The 17,497-nt window shown below is 63.7% G+C and carries 17 protein-coding genes; all 17 read left to right on the top strand.

The genetic code is table 11. The features are described 5' to 3' along the window. Window positions 1–22: 22 nt before the first annotated feature. A complete protein-coding gene (fliE, locus tag PG879_RS01830) occupies window positions 23–340 on the top strand; it encodes a flagellar hook-basal body complex protein FliE (protein ID WP_029314161.1) in 318 nt (105 codons plus the stop codon). Window positions 341–395: 55 nt separating this feature from the next. After that, window positions 396–2,096, top strand: coding sequence for a flagellar basal-body MS-ring/collar protein FliF (fliF, locus tag PG879_RS01825; protein WP_010673916.1), 1,701 nt, complete (start codon window positions 396–398; stop codon window positions 2,094–2,096). After that, window positions 2,089–3,150 carry a flagellar motor switch protein FliG gene (gene fliG, locus PG879_RS01820; RefSeq protein ID WP_010673917.1) on the top strand — a complete coding sequence of 354 codons (1,062 nt, stop codon included), beginning with the start codon at window positions 2,089–2,091 and terminating at the stop codon, window positions 3,148–3,150. Before fliF ends, fliG begins: the two co-directional genes overlap by 8 nt. A gap of 70 nt (window positions 3,151–3,220) precedes the next feature. Next, window positions 3,221–4,024: a flagellar assembly protein FliH gene (gene fliH, locus PG879_RS01815; RefSeq protein ID WP_042878970.1), complete on the top strand. Its 804-nt coding sequence runs from the start codon at window positions 3,221–3,223 to the stop codon at window positions 4,022–4,024. A 74-nt stretch (window positions 4,025–4,098) separates the two neighbouring features. Then, window positions 4,099–5,430: a flagellar protein export ATPase FliI gene (gene fliI / locus PG879_RS01810; RefSeq protein WP_029314163.1), complete on the top strand. Its 1,332-nt coding sequence runs from the start codon at window positions 4,099–4,101 to the stop codon at window positions 5,428–5,430. Between the two features lie 16 nt (window positions 5,431–5,446). Beyond that, complete coding sequence (fliJ, locus tag PG879_RS01805; protein WP_039039911.1) at window positions 5,447–5,887, top strand: flagellar export protein FliJ; 441 nt, start codon at window positions 5,447–5,449, stop codon at window positions 5,885–5,887. Between the two features lie 87 nt (window positions 5,888–5,974). Continuing rightward, window positions 5,975–7,894 (top strand): flagellar hook-length control protein FliK, encoded by a 1,920-nt coding sequence (locus PG879_RS01800; protein ID WP_270829616.1) that lies wholly within the window; start codon window positions 5,975–5,977, stop codon window positions 7,892–7,894. A 57-nt stretch (window positions 7,895–7,951) separates the two neighbouring features. After that, complete coding sequence (gene fliL, locus PG879_RS01795; protein WP_010673922.1) at window positions 7,952–8,458, top strand: flagellar basal body-associated protein FliL; 507 nt, start codon at window positions 7,952–7,954, stop codon at window positions 8,456–8,458. A gap of 10 nt (window positions 8,459–8,468) precedes the next feature. Beyond that, window positions 8,469–9,542 (top strand): flagellar motor switch protein FliM, encoded by a 1,074-nt coding sequence (gene fliM, locus PG879_RS01790; protein WP_010673923.1) that lies wholly within the window; start codon window positions 8,469–8,471, stop codon window positions 9,540–9,542. Window positions 9,543–9,584: 42 nt separating this feature from the next. Continuing rightward, on the top strand, window positions 9,585–9,980 hold the full coding sequence (gene fliN / locus PG879_RS01785; RefSeq protein WP_010673924.1) for a flagellar motor switch protein FliN: 396 nt from the start codon (window positions 9,585–9,587) through the stop codon (window positions 9,978–9,980). Beyond that, window positions 9,977–10,360: a flagellar biosynthetic protein FliO gene (gene fliO / locus PG879_RS01780; protein WP_010673925.1), complete on the top strand. Its 384-nt coding sequence runs from the start codon at window positions 9,977–9,979 to the stop codon at window positions 10,358–10,360. The genes fliN and fliO overlap by 4 nt, the downstream gene beginning before the upstream one ends. Further along, the gene (fliP, locus tag PG879_RS01775) at window positions 10,347–11,105 is read left to right on the top strand and encodes a flagellar type III secretion system pore protein FliP (RefSeq protein WP_010673926.1); all 759 of its coding nucleotides are present in this window, start codon (window positions 10,347–10,349) and stop codon (window positions 11,103–11,105) included. Before fliO ends, fliP begins: the two co-directional genes overlap by 14 nt. Before the next feature lie 84 nt (window positions 11,106–11,189). Continuing rightward, window positions 11,190–11,459 carry a flagellar biosynthesis protein FliQ gene (fliQ, locus tag PG879_RS01770; protein WP_010673927.1) on the top strand — a complete coding sequence of 90 codons (270 nt, stop codon included), beginning with the start codon at window positions 11,190–11,192 and terminating at the stop codon, window positions 11,457–11,459. A 91-nt stretch (window positions 11,460–11,550) separates the two neighbouring features. After that, on the top strand, window positions 11,551–12,348 hold the full coding sequence (fliR, locus tag PG879_RS01765) for a flagellar biosynthetic protein FliR (protein WP_010673928.1): 798 nt from the start codon (window positions 11,551–11,553) through the stop codon (window positions 12,346–12,348). A gap of 74 nt (window positions 12,349–12,422) precedes the next feature. Next, window positions 12,423–13,553: a flagellar biosynthesis protein FlhB gene (flhB, locus tag PG879_RS01760; protein WP_010673929.1), complete on the top strand. Its 1,131-nt coding sequence runs from the start codon at window positions 12,423–12,425 to the stop codon at window positions 13,551–13,553. A gap of 328 nt (window positions 13,554–13,881) precedes the next feature. After that, window positions 13,882–15,984, top strand: a complete 2,103-nt coding sequence (flhA, locus tag PG879_RS01755) for a flagellar biosynthesis protein FlhA (protein WP_010673930.1) — start codon at window positions 13,882–13,884, stop codon at window positions 15,982–15,984. A gap of 16 nt (window positions 15,985–16,000) precedes the next feature. After that, a complete protein-coding gene (gene flhF / locus PG879_RS01750; protein WP_041212630.1) occupies window positions 16,001–17,497 on the top strand; it encodes a flagellar biosynthesis protein FlhF in 1,497 nt (498 codons plus the stop codon).

Raw genomic sequence — 17,497 nt, 5'->3', positions numbered from 1 at the left:
ATGATTTGTCTGGGAAGGGAAGATGGAAATTAGCGCAAGCAGCCTGATGCAAGAGATGCAGGCCCTCAAGGTGGAAGCCGGTGCCACGCCGTTGACCCAGCCCGGTCGTCCGGTCAGCTCGGATTTCGGCCAGATGCTGCAACAGGCCCTGGACAACGTCAACGAGTTGCAGGGCACCGCCAACGATCTGCGTACCCGCTTCGATCTCGGCGACAAGTCGGTGGATCTCTCCCAGGTGATGATCGCCGGCCAGAAATCCTCCATCGCCTTCGAGGCGACGGTGCAGGTGCGCAACAAGATGGTCGATGCCTACAAGACCATCATGAACATGCCGGTGTAACTCGGGCCCATGACGACCGAGCATCATGAACATGTCAGCAACAAGGACATAAACCGTGGCAACTGATCAAAACGGCGATCTGCTGATCAACAACGAGGGGGCGGCCGCCCTCGACGAGCACGAGCAGAAGAGCTCGGCGCTGGGCTTCCTATCCAACACCGATGTGTTGCGCCAGATCACCCTGATCCTGGGGCTGACCATCTGTCTGGCCATCGCCGTCTTCATCCTCTTGTGGGGCAAGGAGCCGGAGATGCGTCCCCTCGGCACCTTCACCACCCAGGAGCTGGTCTCCACCCTGGATTACCTGGATCAGCAGAAGATCCCCTATCAGGTGGACGGCAAGAGCGTGCTGGTCAGTGCTGAAAACTATGCGGACATCCGGTTGCGCCTGACCCGCGCCGGTCTGGCCAACAACAGCGACGCCAGCAACGACGGCGAAGCCATCCTGCTCAAGGACTCCAGCTTCGGCGTCAGCCAGCGCATGGAGAGCGAGCGCCTGAAACTGAGCCGCGAGCGTCAGCTGGCGAGCGCCATCGAGCAGTTCCAGAACGTCGCCAAGGCCCAGGTGCTGCTGGCCATCCCGAAAGACAACGTGTTTGCCCGCAACGAACGCAAGCCCAGCGCCACCGTGGTCCTGAGCCTCAAGGGCAACGCCCTGGGCCAGGGTGAGGTGGACTCCATCGTCGACATGGTCGCCTCCGCCGTTCACGGTCTGGAGCCGACCCGCGTCACCGTGACCGACCAGAACGGTCGCCTGCTCAACTCCGGCTCCCAGGATCCCCTCTCTGCCCAGACCCGCAAGGAGTTTGCGATGCAGCAGAAGCAGGAGCTCGAATACAAACAAAAAATTGACGCCATCCTGATCCCGGTGCTGGGGGCCGACAACTATACGGCGGAGGTGGATCTCTCCCTCGACTTCTCCCAGCAGGAACAGACCCGCAAGACCTACAACCCGGACCTGCCGGCGGTGCGCTCCGAAATGACCATGGAAGAGAACAGCGCCAGCGGCAGCAACGGCGGGGTGCCCGGCGCCCTCTCCAACCAGCCGCCCGCCGCGTCCAACATTCCCGAGCAGGCTGCCGGTGCAGAAGGAACCGCCTCTTCCGGCCGTTCCCGCAAGGAAGCGACCCGCAACTTCGAACTGGACACCACCGTCAGCCACATCCGGCGCCAGCAGGGCGGCATTCGCCGCATGACGGTGTCGGTGGCGGTGGATTACAAGGCCATCCCCGGCGCCGACGGTGCCGTGACCCGGGAAGCCCGCAGCCAGGCCGAACTCGATACCCTGCGCCGTCTGCTGAGCGGCGGTCTGGGTTTTGACGTGACCCGGGGGGATACCCTGGAGGTGGTCGCCATTCCGTTCAACCGCCCGGAACTCGAAACCGTTGCCGACATTCCTCTCTACGAGCAGCCCTGGTTCTGGCGCGCGGTGCGCATCGCCGCCTCCGTGCTGGTCATCATAGTGCTCATCGTCACCGTGGTGCGGCCCATGCTCAAGCGCCTGCTCTACCCGGACGCCAAGCCGGAAGGGGAGCTGGACTTCGACAACCACACCGTGCTGGGTGGCGACGACGAACTGAGCCTGCTGGCCGCCCAGGCCGAGGCCGAACCGGTATTCGGTCTGCGGGATGGTCAGCTCAAGCTGCCTGACCTGCACCGTGACGAGGATCTGCTCAAGGCCGTGCGCGCCCTGGTAGCGAACGAACCTGACCTGGCCGCCCAGGTCATCAAAGAATGGGTAACCAAAGATGCCTGAAGAGAATAAAAGCCAGGTCACCGGCAACGACATCACCGAAAGCCAGCGCCTGATCCTGGATCAGATGGGGGGCATGGAGATGGCGGCGGTACTGATGCTGAGCCTCAACGAGGAGGACGCGGCCCAGATCTTCCGCCACCTCGAGCCCAAGCAGGTGCAGCGGCTCGGCATGTCCATGGCCTCCATGTCGGATTTCAGCCACGATCGGGTGGCGGCGGTGCATCGTCAATTTATCGACGACATCCAGAAGTACACCAACATCGGCATCGGCAGTGAAGACTTCGTGCGCAAGGCCCTGGTGGCGGCGCTCGGGGAGGACAAGGCCAGCAACCTGGTGGATCAGATCATCCTGGGCTCAGGCGCCCGCGGCCTCGACTCCCTCAAGTGGATGGATGCCCGCCAGGTGGCCAGCATCATCCAGAACGAGCACCCGCAGATCCAGACCATCGTCCTCTCCTATCTGGAGCCGGAACAGTCCGCCGAGATCCTGAGCCAGTTCCCGGAGCAGGTGCGCCTGGATCTGGTGATGCGCATTGCCAACCTCGAAGAGGTGCAACCGGCGGCGCTGCAGGAGCTCAACGACATCATGGAGAAACAGTTCGCCGGTGCAGCCGGTGCCCAGGCGGCCAAGATGGGCGGCCTGAAGGCGGCGGCCAACATCATGAACTACCTGGACACCAACATCGAAGGGCAGCTGATGGACTCCATCCGCGAGTCGGACGAGGAGATGAGCCAGCAGATCCAGGATCTGATGTTCGTGTTCGAAAACCTCATCGACGTGGACGATCGGGGCATCCAGACCCTGCTGCGGGAAGTGCCCGGGGATCTGCTGCAACGGGCCCTCAAGGGGTCGGACGACCAGATGCGGGAAAAAGTCTTCAAGAACATGTCCAAGCGGGCCGCCGAGATGCTGGCGGACGACCTCGAGGCCATGGGGCCGATCCGGGTCTCCGAGGTGGAAGCCGCCCAGAAGGAGATCCTCTCCACGGCGCGCCGCCTGGCGGATGCCGGCGAGATCATGCTGGGGGCGGGTGGTGGCGAAGAGTTCCTCTAAGCCATGGGCCATGGAATGTGCGATGATGTCGGCCCCTGTACCCGGCCCTCGATAGGAGTCTCTTCGGCACATGAATGACAAGAACAGCAAACTGCGCGGCTATCTGAGGCCCGAGTCCGACACGGCGCAGATTGAGACCTGGGGCTGGCCAGAGATGGAGACCGAAGCCGAGGTCGAGACCAATGCCCTGGGGCTGGCTCCTGACTGGTATCGTCAGGAGCAGGCCGATGCGGCCCTGCCGGAAGAACAACCCGAAGAGCCCGCCCCCAGCATCACCGCCGAAGAGGTGGAGGCGATTCGTCAGGCCGCCTGGGAAGAGGGGATGCGCGATGGGCGCGAGGCCGGTTTTGCCAAGGGGCTGGAAGAGGGCAAGCTCGAAGGCTTGCAGCAGGGCCACCAGGCCGGGCTGGAGCAGGGCAGGGAAGAGGGCCTCGCCATGGGGCGGGAGCAGGTGGAGCTGGAGATAGCCCGCTGGCAAGCCCTGGTCTCACGCCTGGCCACTCCCCTTGGCGAGATGGACGAGGCGGTGGAGCAGCAGCTCATCGCCCTGGTGCAACAGCTCGCCCGCGCCCTCATCCGCCATGAGGCGCAAACCTCCCCCACGCTGCTGCTGGAGGCCCTCAAGCAGGGGTTGGCCCTGCTCCCTGCCGCCGAGCAGGGGGTCACCCTGATGCTGCACCCGGAGGATGTGACCCGGGTAGAGGCCGCCTTTGGCGCCGAGGAGTGCGCCAGGCGCCACTGGCGGCTGCAAAGCGAGCCCACCTTCTCCCCCGGCGATCTGCAACTGGCCACCGAGCTTTCCAGCATCGATCTCACCCTCTCCGGGCGCATCGATCAACTGCTGCGCAATTTCCTGCGTGACAACGCGAGCTGAGCCATGGCCCGGTTCGAACCCGTCGTGCAGCGCCCTGCTGACGGCATCATCAGGCACTCATCGTCGGAGGCGACATGACGGCACCCCTTCTTGATCGGCTTAAAGGCTACCGGGTTCGCGAGCAGGCCCCCATACCGCCGGTGGCAGGCAAGCTCACCCGGGTGGTGGGGTTGACCCTGGAAGCCATTGGCTGCCGCGCCGCCATCGGCTCCCTGTGCCGCATCGATACCCAGGATGGGGCCCTGGAGGCCGAGGTGGTGGGGTTTGCCGGGGATCGCCTGTTCTTGATGCCGAGCGAGCAGCTCAAGGGGGTTATTCCCGGCGCCCGGGTGGTGCCCGTCACCGAAGATCACGGCATCCCGGTGGGCATGAGTCTGCTTGGCCGGGTCATCGACGGCATCGGCCAGCCCCTGGACGGGCTCGGCCCCATCCTCTCGTCCCAGACGGTGCAGTTCGCCCAGCACCGCATCAATCCCCTGGCCCGTCGCCCCATCCATCAACCCATGGACGTGGGGGTACGGGCCATCAATGCCGTGCTCACCGTGGGGCGGGGTCAGCGCATGGGGCTGTTCGCCGGATCCGGTGTCGGCAAATCCGTGCTGCTTGGCATGATGACCCGGGGCTCGGTGGCGGATGTCGTCGTGGTGGGCCTCATCGGCGAGCGGGGCCGGGAGGTGAAGGAGTTCATCGAGGAGATCCTCGGCGCCGAGGGGCGCGAGCGCGCCGTGGTGGTGGCCGCCCCTGCCGATGCCTCGCCGCTGATGCGCCTCAAGGGGTGCGAGACGGCGCTCGCCATCGCCGAGTATTTCCGCGAGCAGGGGCTCAACGTGCTGCTGCTGATGGACTCCCTCACCCGCTACGCCCAGGCACAGCGGGAAATTGCACTGGCGGTGGGGGAGCCGCCGGCCACCAAGGGCTATCCCCCCTCGGTGTTTGCCAAATTGCCGGCGCTGGTGGAGCGGGCCGGCAACGGCAGCGACGGCCAGGGCTCCATCACCGCCTTTTTCACCGTGCTGACGGAGGGGGACGATCTGCAGGATCCCATCGCCGACGCGGCCCGGGCCATCCTCGATGGCCACATCGTGCTGGCGCGGGAGCTGGCGGATGCGGGCCACTATCCGGCCATCGACATCGAAAAATCCATCAGCCGGGTCATGCCCATGGTGACCTCACCGGAGCACATGGAGCTGGCGCGCACCTTCAAGCAGTTCTACTCCCTCTACCAGCAGAACCGGGATCTCATCACTATCGGCGCCTACAGCCAGGGATCGGATCCGCGCATCGACCGGGCCATCATCCAGAAACCCTATCTGGATCAGTTCTTGCAGCAGAAAATGCGCGAGGTCATTCACTACGATGAAGGCCTGCAATCCCTGCAACTGGTGGCCATGCCCCTGATGCGTTGATCGGTGGAGAGCCCTTATGAGTAAAGGATTGACGTTGCTGGCGAGTCGGCTGGAGGAGGCCGAACAGCAGGCCGCCATGGCGCTGGCCAAGGCCCAGCAGGATCTCAAGCTGTTCATGGATCAGCAGAACGCCCTCAACCAGTACCGCCAGATCTACCACCAGCAGTGGACGGAGCGCGGTCTGCAGGGGATCAGCCCCCAGCAGAACAGCCAGTATCACGCCTTCATCAACAAGCTCGAAAACGCGGCGACCCAGCAGTACCAAGGGGTGTTGCAGGTGCGCGAGGCGCTGGCCGAGTGCCGCACCCAGTGGCTCGAAGCCCAGCAGCGGCGCAAGGCGGTCGAGCTGCTGCTGGAGAAGAAGGCGGACAAGGTGCGCCAGAAGGCCCAGCGCCAGGAGCAGAAGATGCTGGATGACTACGCCATCCTGCGTCGTTATCACCAATCTGGCCTGTAATTTGCTTTCTTCCGGTCATGCGAGGCCGATGGGCCAAGCCATGACCGCACGTGCGGCCGTCACCGAATCGTCGTCAGGGATCCCAGCATGATACAGACCCCCTTGATTAGCACTCTCCCCCAGGCGCCTTCTGCCGATGGCAGCGCCACCCTGCTGGCTCCCACCATTGGGGGCGAAGGGGGCGTGCAGCCGTCAGGCGAGGGCAAGGCCGCCTTCTCGCAAGCCATGGCCATGGCCCAGCTGATGGGCAAGGCGCCAGCCAGTCAGGGCAACCCACCGCTCCAGGGCCCCGCCGAGGGCGCCCGGGAGGGGCTTGCCCCGGCTGCCAAATCTTTGGCGTCTGACGAGCCCGCCACCGAGTCCGCGTCTTCCTCGAAGGGAGCGGACGACGAGGGCGAGCTGCCTCCCGACGACTTCCTGCAACAGTTGCAAGCCTCCCTGCGCCAGGATGTGAGCCTGGTGGTGCCCCCGACATCGCCCGCCCTGGCCGGTGAGGCAGCGGCGCCTGTGGACGGCAACCCCTTGCCGCCTGGCGTCGCTGCGCCTGGGATGGCAGAGGGGGGGGGAATGGCGAAGGACGTGGGGATGGCAGAGGGCGTGGAGGCGGCAGAGGGGAGCGCCTCCCTGCCGCAGATGACGCCAGAGCGTCAGCATGAAGGGAACAAAACGAAGGCAGCTCCCGGTGCGGCCCAAGGCGCCAGCGCCGTGCCAAGCGGTCAGGGTGCTCTGCCGCTGGGGGTGGAAGAGCCCCCCTTGGCCGATGACACTGCCGTGGCCGACCAGGGCGGAGCGACACGCCAGCCCATGGCAGGGAAGGGAGCGGAGCCGGATGCCAAGGGGGTCGAGCCCCCTCTCTCGGGTCAGGAGCGTGCCGCCCTGCTCGCCAAAGTAGTGGAAGGAGAAAACGCCCAGGCTCCCACTGTCACCCGGGCTGACTCATCGCAAGAGGCACGGGTGACCGATCCCCTGGCGTCGGCCGGACAGGGGACAACCACTTCCCGTGCCGCCAGCGCCTATGGCGATGGCGTGATCCTGACGGTGGCGCAGGGGCCGGCCCCTGCGGCCACACCGGAGTCCGCCCCGCCCGCGACGGCGGCAGGAGCAGAGAAGGACGCCCCTGTCGCCGGTGAGGCCAGACAGGCCGAGGCCGCGAGCGGGCAGGGAGCCCGTGCAGGGGCCGAGCCTGTAGCGAATGCAGGGAGCAGCCAGCCCGTGACGACGGAGGACCCGGCCCCAGTCCAGGCGGCGCCGCAGATCCTGGCCCGTCACGAATCCCAGGGGGCACAGGCCCCCCTGACGGCCCTCTCGGCGGGCCTGGACCAGATGGAGAGCGCCCCCGTGGTGGTGGCCGGCGCGGCCATGTCGGTGAAGCCCGCGGTGGACAAGTCCCGGCTCGATGAGCTGGGCAAACAGCCGGGGATGGAAGTCAATGGCAGTGAACCCGCCGAGGGGAGCCAGCCTTTGCATCAGGCACAGAGCCAGGTCGGCGAGAACAGACCGCTGGCAGAGGCGACCGTCAGACGGGAGCCCCAGAGCCTGCCCCACCTCAAGCTGGCGACCCCTGAGGCCCCCGAGCAGCTGCACCACAAGGTGAACCTGATGCTGGCGGACAAGCTGCAACAGGCGGAGATCCAGCTAGACCCCCTGGGGCTTGGCAAGATGAAGATCCAAATCCAGATGGATGCCTCCAGCCAGGCCAGCGTGCACTTCGTGGTGCAGCATGGCCAGACCCGTGAGATGCTGGAGCAGGCCATGCCGCGCCTGCGCGACATGCTGGCAGGGCAGGGGATTCAGCTCGGCCAGACCGTGGTGCAACAACAGGCGCAGCAGCAAGCCTTCCAGCAGCAGGGGCAGTCATCCTCCCAGGGTCAGTCCGGTTTCGGTGACCAGGGGCGACAGGGGGGAAATGGCGGCGGCAGCGATGGCAGAGAGGCCGAGGGGAGCGCTCGCAACCTCACGCTGCTGGTGGAATCGGCAAACGATGCCGGAATCGATTTCTATGCTTGATGCATTCTTAAGTAAGTTTATGATACCGAACAAGTTTGAGACTAGGGTGGACAAGGGATGGCAGACGATAACGAACTGACGCTGAAGGATCCGGCGGCAGGCAAGAAAAAGAAGCTGATCATGATAGTCGCCCTGGCCGTCGTGCTCCTTGGCGGGGGCGGCGCCGGCGCCTGGTTCATGCTCGCCGGTGGGGATGAGCCCGCCGCCGAAAAGAGCGAGGCCAAGCCGGAGGCGAACACGCCCCAGCCCTCGCTCTATGTGGGCATGCCCCGTCCCTTCGTGTTCAACGTGGCGGGAGGCCAGCGGGATCGGCTGGTGCAGATCAAGATCCAGCTGATGGTGCGCGGCACCGCCGACGAAACCCTGGCCAAACAGAACATTCCCCTGATCGAAGGCACCTTGCTGCGGGTCTTCAGCTCGGCGACCGCTGAACAGCTGATGACCTTCGAGGGCAAGGAGAAGCTGCGTCAGGATTCGCTGGAAGAGTGCCGCCGGGTGCTGAACGACCTGGTCTCTTCTCCCGTAATCGAACAAGTGCTGTTTACCGGCTTTGTCATGCAATGAAAGGTGAAGCGTGAGCGATCTGTTAAGTCAGGACGAGATTGATGCCCTGCTGCACGGCGTCGACGATGTCGAGGAGGAGGAGCTGGGAGCTGCCGGGGATCCCGGTATCGCCCAGTTCGACTTCTCCTCCCAGGACCGCATCGTCCGCGGCCGCATGCCGACCCTGGAGCTGGTGAACGAACGGTTTGCCCGCCACATGCGCATCAGCCTGTTCAACATGATGCGGCGCACCGCCGAGGTCTCCATCAACGGCGTGCAGATGCTCAAGTTCGGCGAATATGTCCACACCCTGTTCGTGCCCACCAGCCTGAACATGGTGCGTTTTCGCCCCCTCAAGGGGACGGCGCTCATCACCATGGAGGCGCGGCTCGTCTTCATCCTGGTGGAGAACTTCTTTGGCGGTGATGGCCGCTACCACGCCAAGATCGAGGGGCGGGAGTTCACCCCCACCGAGCGGCGCATCATCCAGATGCTGCTCAAGCTGGTGTTCGAGGACTACAAGGATGCCTGGGCGCCGGTGATGGACGTGGGCTTTGAATACCTCGACTCCGAAGTGAACCCGGCCATGGCGAACATCGTCAGCCCCACCGAGGTGATCGTGGTGAGCTCCTTCCACATCGAGCTGGACGGCGGCGGCGGTGACTTCCACGTGGCCATGCCCTACTCCATGCTGGAACCCATCCGCGAACTGCTGGATGCCGGCGTGCAGAGCGACAAGGGGGATACCGACGTGCGCTGGAGCAAGGCCCTGCGCGACGAGATCATGGACGTCAAGGTGGAGCTCAAGGCCAAGCTGCTGGAGACCGAGCTCTCCTTGCGTGAGCTGATGGAGCTCAGACCCGGGGACATCATCCCGGTGGAGATGCCGGAGAACCTGCTGGTCTTTGTGGAGGATCTGCCTACCTTCCACGCCAAGATGGGGCGCACCAAGGAGAACGTGGCGCTCAAGATCACCGACAAAATCAAGCGCCCTGACGGGGTCAAGACAGAGATGCATCTGGTGACCCGCGGGGGCGTGCGCATTGATGGCGAAGCCGAGCTGGAAGAGCTCGAGCGAAGCATCTCTGACAAACACCCTGATTGATCCTCCCCTCGGGGGAGGTGTTGCAACACTGAGGAATTGAAGATGAGCGGAACCGATGACGAGCAGGATTTGATGGCTGACGCCTGGGCGGCCGCACTGGAGGAGCAGGTTACGGCCGAAGCCAAGCCTGCCCCCCTGGAGGAGTTGAAGGACGAAGCCCCCATCAGCGCCGAAGAGCGGCGCAAGCTGGACACCATTCTGGACATCCCGGTGACCATCGCCATGGAAGTGGGCCGCAGCCAGATCAGCATTCGCAACCTGCTGCAACTGAACCAAGGCTCGGTGGTGGAGCTGGATCGGGTGGCGGGTGAACCCCTGGACGTGCTGGTCAACGGCACCCTGATCGCCCACGGCGAGGTGGTGGTGGTGAACGACAAGTTCGGTATCCGTCTCACCGACGTCATCAGCCAGATTGAAAGGATCAAGAAGCTCAAATGATCCGTGTGCTCCCGTTGTGGCTGTTTTCCCTGCCAGCCCTGGCCAACCCGGGGGTAGGGGCGAATCCCCCCAGCCTCACCTCCTGGCTGCTCTCCAGCCTGATGGTGATCGGCCTCATCCTGGTGCTCGGCTTCCTGCTCAAGAAGAGCAAGCTTTCCCAGGTGATGGGAGGGGGCCAGATGAAGGTCATCGCCACCCTGCCCCTTGGCTACAAGGAGAAGCTGATGGTGGTCAAGGTGGGCGGCCAGCAGCTGCTGGTCGGGGTGACGCCGCAGCAGGTCAACTTCCTCTATCGCCTGGAGGAGCCGCTGGACGAGAGCCAGCCCCAGGCGTTCTCCGAGCAATTGGGCAAACTGATGGGCAAGCATGAAAAACGTTAACTGGACCCGGTGGCTGGCACTGCTCTCCCTGGTGCTCTCGCCCCTGGCGATGGCCCAGGACGGCATGTCGGCACTCACCGTCAAGACCATGGCGGATGGCAGTCAGGAGTACAGCCTGACCCTGCAGGTGCTGGCGCTGATGACCGCGCTCTCCTTCCTGCCGGCCATGGTGATCATGATGACCTCCTTCACCCGGATCATCGTGGTGCTCGGCATCCTGCGCCAGGCCATCGGTCTGCAGCAGAGCCCCTCCAACCAGGTGCTGATCGGCATCGCCCTCTTCATGTCGTTTTTCATCATGTCGCCGGTGCTGGATCGCATCAACAACGAGGCGTTGCAGCCCTATCTGGCCGAGACCATCGGGGCCAAGGAGGCCCTGGAGAAGGCGGAGCTGCCCATTCACCAGTTCATGCTGGCCCAGACCCGGGTCAAGGATCTCAATACTTTCATGGAGATAGCGAACGTGCAGGTGGCCGAGCCTGCGGACGTGCCGCTGCGGGTGCTGATCCCGGCCTTCGTCACCAGCGAGCTCAAGACCGCCTTCCAGATAGGCTTCATGCTGTTTCTGCCCTTCCTGGTCATCGATCTGGTGGTCGCCAGTATCCTGATGGCCATGGGGATGATGATGCTCTCCCCCATGCTGGTCTCCCTGCCGTTCAAGCTGATGCTGTTCGTCATGGTGGATGGCTGGAACCTCATTCTGGGCTCCCTGGCCACCAGCTTCGGGCTGGGCTCGGGTGGTTAGGGGAGGGCAGACCCTCCCCCTGGCTCTCCCCTTCACTCGGGGAGGAAGCGAAGAGGCCTGCAAACCCATCAAAAGGAGCGAGCAATGAGTCCTGAAACCTTCGTCGACGTCTTTCGCGAGGCGCTTTGGCTGGTGACCATCATGGTGTGCGCCGTGATCCTGCCGAGCCTGATGGTGGGGTTGGTGGTCGCCATCTTCCAGGCCGCCACCTCCATCAACGAACAGACCTTGAGCTTCCTGCCCCGTCTGGTGGTCACCCTGCTGGCCCTGGGAGCGGGTGCTCACTGGGGATTGCAGAGTCTGATGGACTTCTTCCAGCTGATGGTGAGCCAGATCCCCGAGGTGGTGGGCTGATGCCAGCCAAGGGCCACCCTTTCGCTCTGGCCGAGGCAGACCGGGGCCTGCGTCCTCCCGTTGGCTTGCCCCTGCCGGGAGTGCCGCTGTCATGACCTACACCACGGCGCTCATCATGGAGTGGCTCTCCTCCATCCTCTGGCCCCTGGCCCGGGTGAGCAGTCTCCTGATGGTGATGGCGGTCTTCGGCAGCCGGCTCGCCCCCGCCCATATCCGTATCGGCCTGGCGCTGGCGATCACCCTCATCATCGCCCCCCTGCTGCCCCCGATGCCGAAGATCGAGCTCTTCTCCCTCGGCAGCTTCCTGGTGCTGGGGCAGCAACTGCTCATCGGCATCGCGCTCGGCCTCATGACCCAGTTCCTGCTGGAGACCTTCGTGATGGCGGGTCAGGTCATCGCCATGCAGACCAGCCTGGGCTTTGCCACCCTGGTGGATCCCATGAACGGCCAGTCGGCTCCCGTGGTGGGCCAGTTCTACCTTATGCTGGCGACCCTGGTGTTTCTCGCGGTGGACGGCCACCTGCTGATGCTGCGCATGGTGGTGCTGAGTTTCGAAACCCTGCCGGTATCTGACAGCGGGCTCACCCTGCCTGCCATCCGCAGCCTGGTGAGCTTTCTCGGGGTCATGTATCAGGCTTCTCTGGTGATGGCGCTCTCGGCCATCATCGCCCTGCTGCTGATCAACTTCGCGTTCGGGGTGATGACCCGTGCGGCCCCCCAGCTCAACATCTTCAGCATCGGCTTTGCGGTGAGCATGATGTCGGGCCTGTTCATCCTCTGGCTCACCATAGGTGGCTTCATGGGGCACTTCGACGCGCTCTGGGAGCGGGTGCAGGAGACCAGCTGCGAGCTCATCAACGTCCAGTGCTTCGGGGGCCAGCATGACTGAGGCCCTCCCGGTTGCGGCCCTTTTGCCGCCAGTCTGGCGGGCCGCCAGTCGGCTGATGCCGGCAGGAGGCCAGCATGGCTGATACCGATCAGGAACGCACAGAACAACCCACGGGCAAACGACTGCAACAAGCCCGGGAAAAAGGGCAGATTGCACGTTCCAAGGAGCTGGGTACCGCCAGCGTCCTGCTGGCGACCGTGTTCGGCCTCCTGATGATCAAGGAGAGTCTGGCAGGTGCCATGATCAAGGTGCTCACCATGGGCTTTACCCTGGACCGGGATCAGGCGTTCGACCCCAATGCCATGGGGGCCATGGTGCCTGCCCTGCTGGGAGAGCTGATCCAGCCTCTGGGGCTGCTGTTCATGCTGGTGATCATCGCCGCCTTCGTCGGCAACACCCTGCTCGGCGGGATGAACTTCTCCTCCGAGGCCATGCTGCCCAAGTGGAGCAAGCTGAGCCCCCTGAGCGGCATCAAAAGGATGTTCGGGGTGCAATCTCTGGTGGAACTTGTCAAATCCATCGCAAAAGTGGTGTTTATCAGTCTGTTCGCCTGGTGGATGCTGTCGAGCCAGTTCAACCATCTGCTGAATCTCTCTCTCGAGGGTTTTCCCGGCGGCATCGTCGATGCCCTGGACCTGCTGCTCTGGATGTTGATCATCCTCTGCTGCGCCCTGATCCCCATTGTCGCCATCGATGTGCCGTTCCAGAGCTGGAACCACAATCGCCAGCTCAAGATGACCAAGCAGGAGATCAAGGACGAGTTCAAGGACAGCGAAGGCAAGCCCGAGGTCAAGGGGCGGATACGCCAGTTGCAGATGCAGATGGCCATGCGCCGCATGATGGGGGATGTCCCCAAGGCCGATGTGATCATCACCAACCCGACCCACTACTCGGTGGCGCTCAAATACGATGCGGGCAAGCCGGGGGCGGCGCCCAAGGTACTGGCCAAGGGGGTCGACGAGGTGGCGATGAAGATCCGGGAGATCGGGCGCGAATACGACATCCCCGTCATGTCCTCCCCGCCGCTCACCCGGGCCCTTTACCACGCCACCGAGATTGGCCAGGAGATCCCGGAGGGGCTCTTCGCCGCCGTCGCCCAGGTGCTGGCCTATGTCTATCAGCTCAAGAAGTTCCGCCGTGGCCGCGGCCGGCGTCCGACCCCCATCGCCACGGATCTGCCCATTCCACCCGAGTTTCGCAAATAACGCAGTGGAGGCAGCCTGATCCCGGGTTCTCTCCCTTGCGCCCCCGCGTTTCGCAAATAAAGCGGTGGGATGTCCCCACCATCCGATCTCTCCCTTGTGTCGAAAACAAGGCCGCAATCTCCCTGTCGAGGCGCGGCGCCTCGCCCCATGGCCTGGGCTGGCCTTTGGCCGGCTTGGTGAAGGCAGCTTCCCCCTGTCACCATTCCCCGTGACGCCAACGACGGACTTCTGACAGCGTTAAAATAAAAGCCATATAGATCAATGCATTGAATCCTTGGCTTGATATTTGCTTTAATCCGTCATTGGCAGTTTATCATTGAGAAGCACGATGGGATTCAAAGCGGGACTGGGCCGTTTCAAAGAGTACAAGTGGCTGCTCAGCAGAGGGGTAGGGACGCCGCTGCTGGTATTGGCCTCTCTGGGGATGGTGGTACTCCCCATTCCGCCCCTGATGCTGGATATCCTCTTCTCATTCAACATCGCCCTCTCCATCGTGGTGCTGCTGGTGGCGGTCTATACCCGCCGCCCCCTGGAATTTGCCGCCTTCCCCACCGTCTTGCTGATCGCCACCCTGCTGCGGCTCGCCCTCAACGTCGCCTCCACCCGGGTGGTGTTGCTGGAAGGCCACAACGGCAGCGCGGCGGCAGGCCATGTGATCGAGGCGTTCGGCAACGTGGTGATCGGCGGCAACTATGCCGTGGGCATCATCGTCTTCATGATCCTGGTGATCATCAACTTCGTGGTGGTCACCAAGGGGGCGGGCCGGATCTCAGAGGTGAGCGCCCGCTTCACCCTTGACGCCATGCCCGGCAAGCAGATGGCCATCGATGCGGATCTGAACGCCGGTCTCATCAACCAGGAAGAGGCCAAGAAGCGCCGTCAGGACGTGACTCAGGAAGCGGACTTCTACGGCTCCATGGACGGTGCCTCCAAATTCGTGAAGGGGGATGCCATCGCGGGCATCATGATCCTCTTCATCAACATCATCGGCGGCTTCATCATCGGCATGATGCAGCACCAGCTCACCTTCGGCGAAGCGGCCCAGGTCTATACCCTGCTCGCCATCGGTGACGGTCTGGTCGCCCAGATCCCCTCGCTCCTGCTCTCCATTGCCGCGGCCATCATCGTCACCCGTCAGAATACCGACCAAGACATGGGAACAGCGGTACTCGGCCAACTGTTCGAAAATCCCAAGGCGCTGGTGATCTCCGCAGGCATCCTGCTGATGATGGGCAGCGTGCCCGGCATGCCGCACCTGGCTTTCCTGAGCCTGGGGGCGGTGGCGGCGGCGGGCGCCTGGTGGCTGCTGCGCCGCGAGAAGCAGAACAAGGCGAAGGCGGCGAGCGGCGAACTCATGCCGGCCCAGGGGGATGCCCCGGTGGAGCAGAAGGATCTCAGCTGGGACGACGTCATGCCGGTGGACATCATCGGCCTGGAGGTGGGTTATCAGCTGATCCCGCTGGTGGACAAGAATCAGGGGGGCGAGCTGCTCAACCGGATCAAGGGGGTGCGCAAGAAGCTCTCCCAGGAGCTGGGCTTTCTGGTGCCTGCCGTCCACATTCGCGACAACCTGGATCTTGCCCCCAACCAGTACCGCATCACCCTGATGGGCGTGAGTACGGGGGAAGCCACCGTCTATCACGACAAGGAGATGGCCATCAACCCGGGGCAGGTGTTCGGCCAGATCCACGGTATCGCCACCCAGGACCCGGCGTTCGGGCTGGAGGCGGTCTGGGTCGCCAAGGAGCAGGTCTCCCAGGCCCAGACCCTTGGCTACACCGTGGTCGATGCGGCCACCGTGGTGGCTACCCACCTGAGCCAGATCCTCTCCAACCATGCGGCGCTGCTGCTGGGTCATGACGAGGTGCAACAACTGCTCGACATGATAGGGAAGCATCAGAGCAAGCTGGTGGAAGGACTGGTTCCCGAGGTGATCAGCATGGGCAACCTGGTGAAGGTATTGCAGAATTTGCTCAATGAAGGCGTGCCAATTCGCGATATGCGCACTATCCTGCAGACCCTCGTGGAATATGCGCCCCGCAGCCCGGACCCGGAAGTGCTGACCGCAGCCTGCCGGATCGCCCTGCGTAGATTGATTGTGCAGGAGATTGCCGGCCCCGAGCCCGAGCTGCCGGTGATCACCTTGTCACCAGAACTGGAACGTATATTGCATCAATCCCTGCAAGCAGGTGGGGGAGATGGCGCCGGTATCGAACCGGGACTGGCGGAGCGGATGCAACGCTCCCTGGTGGAAGCCACTCAACGACAAGAACTGGAAGGCCAGCCGGCCGTGCTTCTGACATCGGGGATATTGCGCAATACCCTGGCGAAATTTGTCAAGAATGCCATTCCTGGATTACGCGTGCTGTCCTATCAGGAAGTGCCTGACGACAAGCAGATCCGCATCGTCAGTGCGGTGGGACAGGGCTAGTTAGCGGAGATGACGGGTGAAGATTAAGCGGTTTTTTGCCAAAGACATGCGCACGGCGCTGGCCGAGGTCAAGGAGACTCTCGGACCCGATGCCGTCATCATGTCCAACAAAAAGGTCACCGGTGGGGTGGAGATAGTCGCGGCCGTCGATTATCAATCCCAGGTACCGGGGCCCAAAGACGCGCCGGTTCGCCGTCAGTTGAATGAAGAGAGCGTCAATATCTCGTCTGCGGGCAAGCAGATGACGAGGTCGGCGCCACCCAAGGAACAGAACGAATACTACGCCGATACCCTGGCGGCCCTGCTGGCACGCCAGCAGAAGCTCAATCCGGCCAACCCGGCGGGTGGCAATGCCGCACCGGGATCATGGTCTGGCAACGGAGGCAACGGTCAGCCGGCCTCGGCCTCCTGGCCCGCCAATGGCGCTGCCGGCACCCAGTCCGCCGGACTGGCGGGCGCGGCCAGTGCTCCCAGAACCCTGGCCGAACAGGGCCAGTGGGGCGCCGCTCCCGAGCCCGCCAAGCCCAAGGCCCGTCCTGCCGCCGCCCCGCGCCAGGCCCAGTCCGCCCAGCGAGATCAGGAGATGGAGGGGATGCGCAAGGAGATGGCCAGCATCCGCAAGCTGCTGGAGCACCAGATCTCCGGCCTGATGTGGCAGGAGGTGGAACGCCGCGAACCCATGCGCGCCCTGCTCATCAAGGAGCTCAAGAAGATGGGGTTTGACGACGCCTTCGCCGATCAGCTGGCGGGCCTCATCCCCGAAGACATGCCGATCCATCAGGCCATGGCCCAGCTGGCCGAGGTGCTGACGGCCCAGCTCAAGATCAGCGAGGACGAGATCCTGCGTCAGGGAGGGGCGGTGGCCCTGCTCGGACCGACCGGGGTGGGCAAGACCACCACCATCGCCAAGCTGGCGGCCCGCTTTGCCATGAAGTATGGCGCCGAGCAGGTGGCGCTCATTACCACGGACAACTACCGGATCGGGGCCCACGAACAGCTGCAGACCTATGGTCGCATCATGGGTTGCCCGGTGCGTCAGGTGCGGGACGCCGAAGAGCTGGCCAGTGCCCTCTATCAGTTCCGCCATCGCCGGCTGGTGCTCATCGACACCGCCGGGGTGGGTCAGCGGGATATCCGCCTGACCGAACAGCTCGACACCCTGGTGAAGAATGCCAAGGTGCGTATACGCAGTTATCTGGTCATGTCGGCCACCTCCCAGCGACGGGTGATGCAGGAGGCGGTGGATCACTTCCGGCGCATTCCGCTCTCCGGCTGCATTCTGACCAAGCTCGACGAGAGCCTGAATCTGGGTGAAGTGATCAACGTGTGCATTCAAAACGCCCTGCCCATCAGTTACATCACCGACGGGCAACGGGTGCCGGAAGATATTCAAGTTGCCAACGCGGCGCTGCTGGTCGGTGCCGCCATGGGGTCGCTGGAACGGGAAGCAGAAGATCCCTATTTCTGGGGATCGGGTTTTGGCGAATCCGAAGATTCGGAGTTTTATGAGTAA

The organism is Aeromonas sp. QDB63, from assembly GCF_027707425.1.
Classification (GTDB): Bacteria; Pseudomonadota; Gammaproteobacteria; order Enterobacterales; family Aeromonadaceae; genus Aeromonas; species Aeromonas caviae.
Note: the sequence above shows the minus strand (reverse complement) of the source record. Positions and strands in the feature narration are given on the sequence as shown.